This is a genomic window from Bellilinea sp. (assembly GCF_034432615.1).
In the GTDB taxonomy this organism is placed as follows: domain Bacteria; phylum Chloroflexota; class Anaerolineae; order Anaerolineales; family Anaerolineaceae; genus Bellilinea.
The window spans coordinates 1-5956 of record NZ_DAOUBL010000194.1 but is presented as its reverse complement, the minus strand read 5'-3'; the positions used below and the strand labels follow the sequence as shown (position 1 = coordinate 5956).

7 protein-coding genes are annotated in these 5956 nt (G+C 54.4%); 3 read left to right on the top strand and 4 right to left on the bottom strand.

Features of this window, described 5'->3' with window-relative positions; translation table 11 throughout:
- On the top strand, nt 1–790 hold a 790-nt coding region (galK, locus tag VAE48_RS08850; protein WP_322792961.1), incomplete at its 5' end, for a galactokinase.
- 169 nt (nt 791–959) lie between these two features.
- Entirely contained in the window at nt 960–1151 is a 192-nt protein-coding gene (locus tag VAE48_RS08845; protein WP_322792960.1) for a ferredoxin, read from the top strand.
- Between the two features lie 99 nt (nt 1152–1250).
- Here the strand turns inward: VAE48_RS08845 and VAE48_RS08840 are convergent, their stop codons facing one another.
- Complete coding sequence (locus VAE48_RS08840; protein ID WP_322792959.1) at nt 1251–1802, bottom strand: phosphoribosyltransferase family protein; 552 nt, start codon at nt 1800–1802, stop codon at nt 1251–1253.
- Between the two features lie 110 nt (nt 1803–1912).
- Complete coding sequence (locus VAE48_RS08835; protein WP_322792958.1) at nt 1913–2146, bottom strand: DUF2905 domain-containing protein; 234 nt, start codon at nt 2144–2146, stop codon at nt 1913–1915.
- Nucleotides 2147–2329: 183 nt separating this feature from the next.
- Here VAE48_RS08835 and VAE48_RS08830 point away from each other — a divergent pair, with 183 nt between their 5' ends.
- Nucleotides 2330–3673: a nicotinate phosphoribosyltransferase gene (locus VAE48_RS08830; protein WP_322792957.1), complete on the top strand. Its 1344-nt coding sequence runs from the start codon at nt 2330–2332 to the stop codon at nt 3671–3673.
- Nucleotide 3674: 1 nt separating this feature from the next.
- On the opposite strand, the gene prmA is transcribed toward VAE48_RS08830, so the two are convergent.
- Nucleotides 3675–4592, bottom strand: a complete 918-nt coding sequence (prmA, locus tag VAE48_RS08825) for a 50S ribosomal protein L11 methyltransferase (protein WP_322792956.1) — start codon at nt 4590–4592, stop codon at nt 3675–3677.
- Nucleotides 4585–5700, bottom strand: coding sequence for a molecular chaperone DnaJ (dnaJ, locus tag VAE48_RS08820; RefSeq protein ID WP_322792955.1), 1116 nt, complete (start codon nt 5698–5700; stop codon nt 4585–4587). The genes prmA and dnaJ overlap by 8 nt, the downstream gene beginning before the upstream one ends.
- Nucleotides 5701–5956 lie beyond the last annotated feature (256 nt).

Genomic DNA, 5956 nt, shown 5'->3' with positions numbered 1-5956 from the left:
ACTGAGCTCCTCGGCTGCTGTGGAAGTGGCCTTTGGGGCTTTATGGAATGAGTTGAACCGCTGGGGGTTAAGCCGCCTGGAGCTGGCTCAATTGTGCCAGCAAGCCGAAAATCGGTTTGTCGGCGTCAATTGCGGTTTGATGGATCAATTTGCCTCGGCTTGCGGTATCAAGGGCCACGCCCTGATGTTCGATACCCGCTCGCTGGCTTACGAACCCGTCCCGCTGCCGGCGAGTACAGCCCTGGTGATTGCCGACTCGGGTATGCGCCGCACGCTGGCAAATTCCGCCTACAATCAGCGCCGCGCCGATTGTGAGGAGGCCGTGCGCCTTTTACGGGTTTACCTGCCGGGTATCCGCAGCCTGCGAGATGTGCGGCTGGATGACTTCAACCGATTTTCAGCTCACCTGCCGGAGCAGGTCGGGCGGCATGCGCGCCATGTTGTGGAAGAAATTGCCCGGGTTGAAAAGGCCGTTGATCTGCTCAAACAGGGCGACGGCGCTGCTTTTGGTCAATTGATGGTTGAAGGCCATGCTTCCCTGCGCGATCTGTATCAGGTCAGCATTCCAGAACTGGACAGGCTGGTAGAAATTGCCACCTGCCTGCCGGGCTGCCTCGGAGCGCGACTGACCGGTGCGGGTTTTGGCGGCTGCACTGTCAACCTGGTCGAGGAGCAAGCAGCTCAGGCTTTTGCCCAAAGGCTGGCTCAGGAATACACCCTGCGCACCGGTAAAACCGGAGAAATCTACCTCTGTCATGCCAGCGAGGGTGTCCATGTTCAAACCGGTTGAGTAATTGACATTTTTGGACAAAAATCAGGAAGAATATCACCCTGAAAACTTAAACTTTGGACGAAAAAATCACTATAATGAGAGTATCCCTCACGTTAATCGGCGAAACTGAAGCCGCGTTGCTGTTTCTCCCTTTTTCTACCCCGAAGTTCCAGGAGGAAATTCAGATATGAAGGTGTTTGTTGATCCGGATACCTGTATGGGCTGTGGCGTGTGTGAAACCATTGCTCCGGAAATTTTTCAATTGGGTGATCAAATTCACGCAATCGTCATCATGGACCCGGTGCCTGAATCAAACCGCGATCTTGTCCAGCAAGCCGTGGATGAATGCCCGGAAGAAGCCATCTCCTTTGAAGATTAACCTACCGTTTGTAAGACGATGCAAGAAATCACCCCGTTAAGTTGTATACCAGCGGGGTGATTTCATTCTACTCTGCTATCTAATCTGCTCGAAAAAGGTCTATTCCTCAAACAGAGGCAGGTGCGCCAGCGCTACAATCCCATTCCAACGCGCTGATTCACCCTCGGTACAAATCGCTGCTTCTACGGTTACGGTTGCCCCGGCCTGTTCCATCAGGGAACGCATCCCTTCCAGCGTCGAACCGGTGCTGATCACATCATCCAGAATCATCACTTTTTTTCCGCGCAGTAAGCGGTGGTCTTTCTCATCAAGGAAAAGCGTTTGCGGTTCGCCGGTCGTAATTGAGAGGGTTTGAGCTTTTAAAGCCTCACCCATGTAAAATTTATAAACCTTGCGCAGCACCACATACGGCTTGTTCAAACGCACGGACATGGCATAAGCCAGTGGAATGCTTTTGGATTCGGCCGTAACGATCACATCAAAATCACGGTCACGCGATTTTTGTGCCAGCGCCTCGGCACAGGCCTCGACCAGCGGCGTATCCCCCAGAATGTTTAAAATGGCAATTTTCAGTCCGGGTTTGACTTCAAACAGCGGCAATTCGCGGTGCAGCCCCGCCAGTTCAATCGCGTACGTTTCGCGTTCTACCATCTTCCCAACTCCTCATCAGTTTTTCTGCCGGTATGTCCCCGATGATGACAGAATTCAAGTTTACCATAGAACGAATCTTTTAGAACAATTTATCCGGATGAATTGAAAGCCTAGCGGCTGCCCAGGCGGGCAATGATGTTTAAAACCACAGTGAGAAGAACGCTGAGCAGAATGGATGCAGCCAGTGGAAAGATGCAGGTAAAGCCATCTCGTTCAATTTTGATGGTTCCGGGCAGATTTTGCAAAGCCGGCAGCCGCCCCATCAGCCAGAAGATTCCGCCAACCACCACCAGCCCAATGCCAAGCAACATTAACCAGCGTCCAATCACTTCAAAACTTTGCATGATGACATCACCTCCAACAGGAATTATCCAAAAATATAATACAACGACTGCCAGAAGTGTAGGTCAAACGATACCACTCTCCCACCAGTATTTTGAGAGACTTCAATCTTCTTGACACCTCATTCATTTGGGAGTATATTAAGTGTATAATTTACACCAACTATCTTTCCCCGGAGTTCCCCCATGAGTATCTTCGACGGCAAACGGCTCACGAACGAAACTTTCAAACTGGATATCGAGCGTATGCGGCGCGGCTGGTACACCGATAAGTACTTTGTCAACATTGCCACCATGCTTACCGTGCTCTCCAAACAGGGTTACCGCTATCAGGGCAGGGATCACCGCTTGCCAGCCGGCATTGACCCCTATCAAATTGCCTGCGGCGACATTGAAGTCGAGATGCAATGGTTCACCCGCCGTCCCGGAAAAACGATTGTGGTTGGCGTGGACAAAGCCCTGACCATGCTGCGTCACTGCACGGGTTACTTCGAGGGAGACACCTTTATCAACACCGCCGACCAGCTGGAAGTCTGGGCGGTTCACGATGGCTGCACGGTAACCTCGGATGGAAACCCGCTGCATGTGCAGCCAGTCATGCGCGTGCGCGGGCGCTACCGCGATTTCGCCATTTTAGAAACCCCCACACTGGGCATTCTCACCCGCGCCAGTCGTGTTGCCACCAATGTGTATAACGCTCTGGTGGCTGCACGCGGCAAGCCAATGCTTTTCTTCCCGGCTCGTTTTGACCTGCACGAAGTGCAGGCCGCGGATGGTTACGCCTACCAGATTGCCGTGCAGCGCTATAACCTTGACCATGCCAGCACCCTCGGCCCCTTCGTTTCCACCGATGCGCAGGGCGACTGGTGGGGCGGCGCCGGAGGCGGCACGGTGGCTCATGCCGCCATCGCCTCATTTTTGGGAGACACTGCTGAAGCCATGCTGGCCTTTGCTCAGGTGCTGCCACCCAGCATCCCACGGATTGCGCTGGTGGATTTCAACAATGATTGTGTGCGCGATTCGCTCCAGGTTTGTAAAGCCATGTTTGAGCGTTACCGCACCTTGGTCGAAACCGGTCAGCCGGAAGAAGCCAACCGTTACAAACTCTACGGCGTCCGGCTGGATACCAGCGGCAGCCTGCGGGATGTCAGCGTCCCACCGCTGGGCGACCCGGCCCTGGATTTGGGTGTCAATCCACGCCTGGTCTTTCTGGTGCGTCAGGCACTGGATACCGCCTGGGAAAGCTGGGACTTGCCTGCTGAATGGCGAGAACCCGCCCGCCGTTTCTGTCAGGAAGTTAAAATTGTGGTTTCCGGCGGCTTTACGCCGGAAAAGATTACCCGCTTCGAAAAATTAAGTGTACCGGTGGACATCTACGCGGTTGGTTCGGCTTTATTTGACAATCACAACGACACGGTCACCGATTACACCGCCGATGTGGTGCGCATCAAAGTGGATGGGCAGTGGATCGACATGGCCAAAGTGGGGCGAAAAGCCCTCGATAATCCCGACCTGGAGCGAGTCTGGTAGGTCAGGGTTTTTGATAAACCAGCCCAACCCAATCGTTTTGTACCATTCGCTCAACGAATTGCAGGCCGTGCATTTCGGCTTCTGCTTCGACTGCCGGGGATTGCTCATCCAGAATACCGGACAGGATGATCTTACCCCGATTTGTAATGGTATCCGTCACTCCTTCCCCAAACATGCGAATGATGACCGGAGCAAGGATATTCGCCAGCACCAGCGGAGCGCGGCGCAGTGCATAATAACCCAACAAAATTTCCCCCAGCGAGCCTACCCCGCTGTCAATTTGCTCGGCAACCCCGTTCAATGCGGCGTTTTCGCGCGTAGAGCGGATGGCCGCCTGATCAATATCCACAGCCACCACCCTGCTGGCGCCCAGTTTAACCGCCGCAATGGATAAAATCCCCGACCCGCAGCCAATATCAATCACCGCATCACCCGGTGTGAGGTGTCTTTCCAGCAAGGCCAGGCACAGCTGGGTGGTAGGATGTGTGCCGGTGCCAAAAGCCATACTGGGGTCAATTTTGATCGGGATGCGCTGCTCATCCGCCGATTCAATCCACGCCGGCAGAATCATCAGTTTTTCACCAATCGGGATGGGGCGGTAATGTTCCCGCCAGGCTGCCATCCAGTCCTGATCCTCAATTTCGCGGTATTCGGCTGGCGGCAGGGGTTGAATCTGACTCAGATGCCACAGGGCTTCTTCCAATTTCATGCGGCGCTGTTCGAGAGTGCCGTCCACCACCATGTAACCAAACACCTTGACCGGCCCATAGGGTGTGCCCTCATCCTCCGCGTCGTTATAGCGCACGGCTTGCTCCATGACCACACCCTGGGAGGTAAAGCGGCCGATGACATCTGCCACCGCTTCGGCCAGTTCACCATCTACGGTCAAGGATACTTCCAGCCAGCGCGCTTCAGCCACCCAGCACCTCCTTAAGCAAGTCCAGAAAACTTTTTTCCTGCGGACGCACCTCGCTGCCCAGCGTTTTGGCCAGCTTTTCAAATAATTCACGCTGTTCATTGGTCAAACGGGTGGGTACTTCCACGTTGACGATCACCAGTTGATCACCCCGCCCGTTACCACGCACATTCGGTACCCCTTTGCCCTTCAAACGAAAGATTTTACCGGGCTGCGTACCGGCAGGAATGTTTAATTTTGTCTTCCCCTCAATGGTTGGCACTTCAATCTCAGCACCGAGAGCTGCCTGCGCCACATTGATGTTCAAATCCAGCAGAATGTCATCATTTTTTCGGCGGAAGTAGGGATGTTCCTTGACGTGGATTTCGATGTACAGGTTTCCGTGCGGCCCGCCGTTGCTGCCCGGTTGGCCTTCACCGGCCAGCCGAATCTGGGTACCGTTATCCACGCCGGCAGGAATGGGCACAGTCTTTTTGACCGATTTGCGCTCCACCCCGCGCCCTTTGCAGGTATGACAGGGAGTACTGATGACCTCACCACTGCCGCCGCAGGCCGGGCAGGTGGTCACCTGCACCATAGCCCCAAGGAAGGTCTGCCGGGTTTGTCGTACTTCTCCCCGGCCTCCGCAGGTCTGGCAGCGAACCGGTGAAGTACCGGGTTCAGCCCCGCTGCCGCGGCAGGTGGAACACACCTCATCCCGTACAATTTCAATTTCTTTTTCAACCCCAAAAACCGCTTCCTCGAAGGTCAGGGTGACGGTGGTACTCAGGTCAGCGCCGCGACGTGGGGCATTGCGCCGCCGGGAACTGCCCCCCATGCCAAAACCAAAGAACTCTTCAAAGATATCCGAAAAGTCAATCGTGGTGAAATCGGGCATCCCGCCCATCCCGTTAACACCGGCATGCCCATAACGATCATAAGCCGCTCGCTTTTCGGGGTCAGAAAGCACACCATACGCTTCGTTAATCTCTTTGAAGCGTTGTTCGGCATCCGGTTCTTTGTTCACATCCGGATGGTATTTGCGAGCCAGGTTCCGAAACGCTGATTTAATCTCCTCGCTGCTCGCATTTCGGCTGACCCCTAAAACCTCGTAATAATCACGCTGTGCCATTCGACTTCCAATCATTAATCCGCTTAAGCCGCTAAATTTTTCGGGGTGAGGGGCAGATGAAACTCACCTGCCCCATTTTCGCAAGATTAAATCTTACTGCTCTTTGAACTCTCCGTCAACCACATCCTCATCGCCGGAAGGAGGTGGAGGTGGGGGCGTACTGCCACCCGGTGCAGCTGTTTCTGCCGTAGATTGATACATCCCTGCGCCGATTTTTTGCAGCGCCTGTCCCAGCTCGTCGGTTGCAGCGCGTATC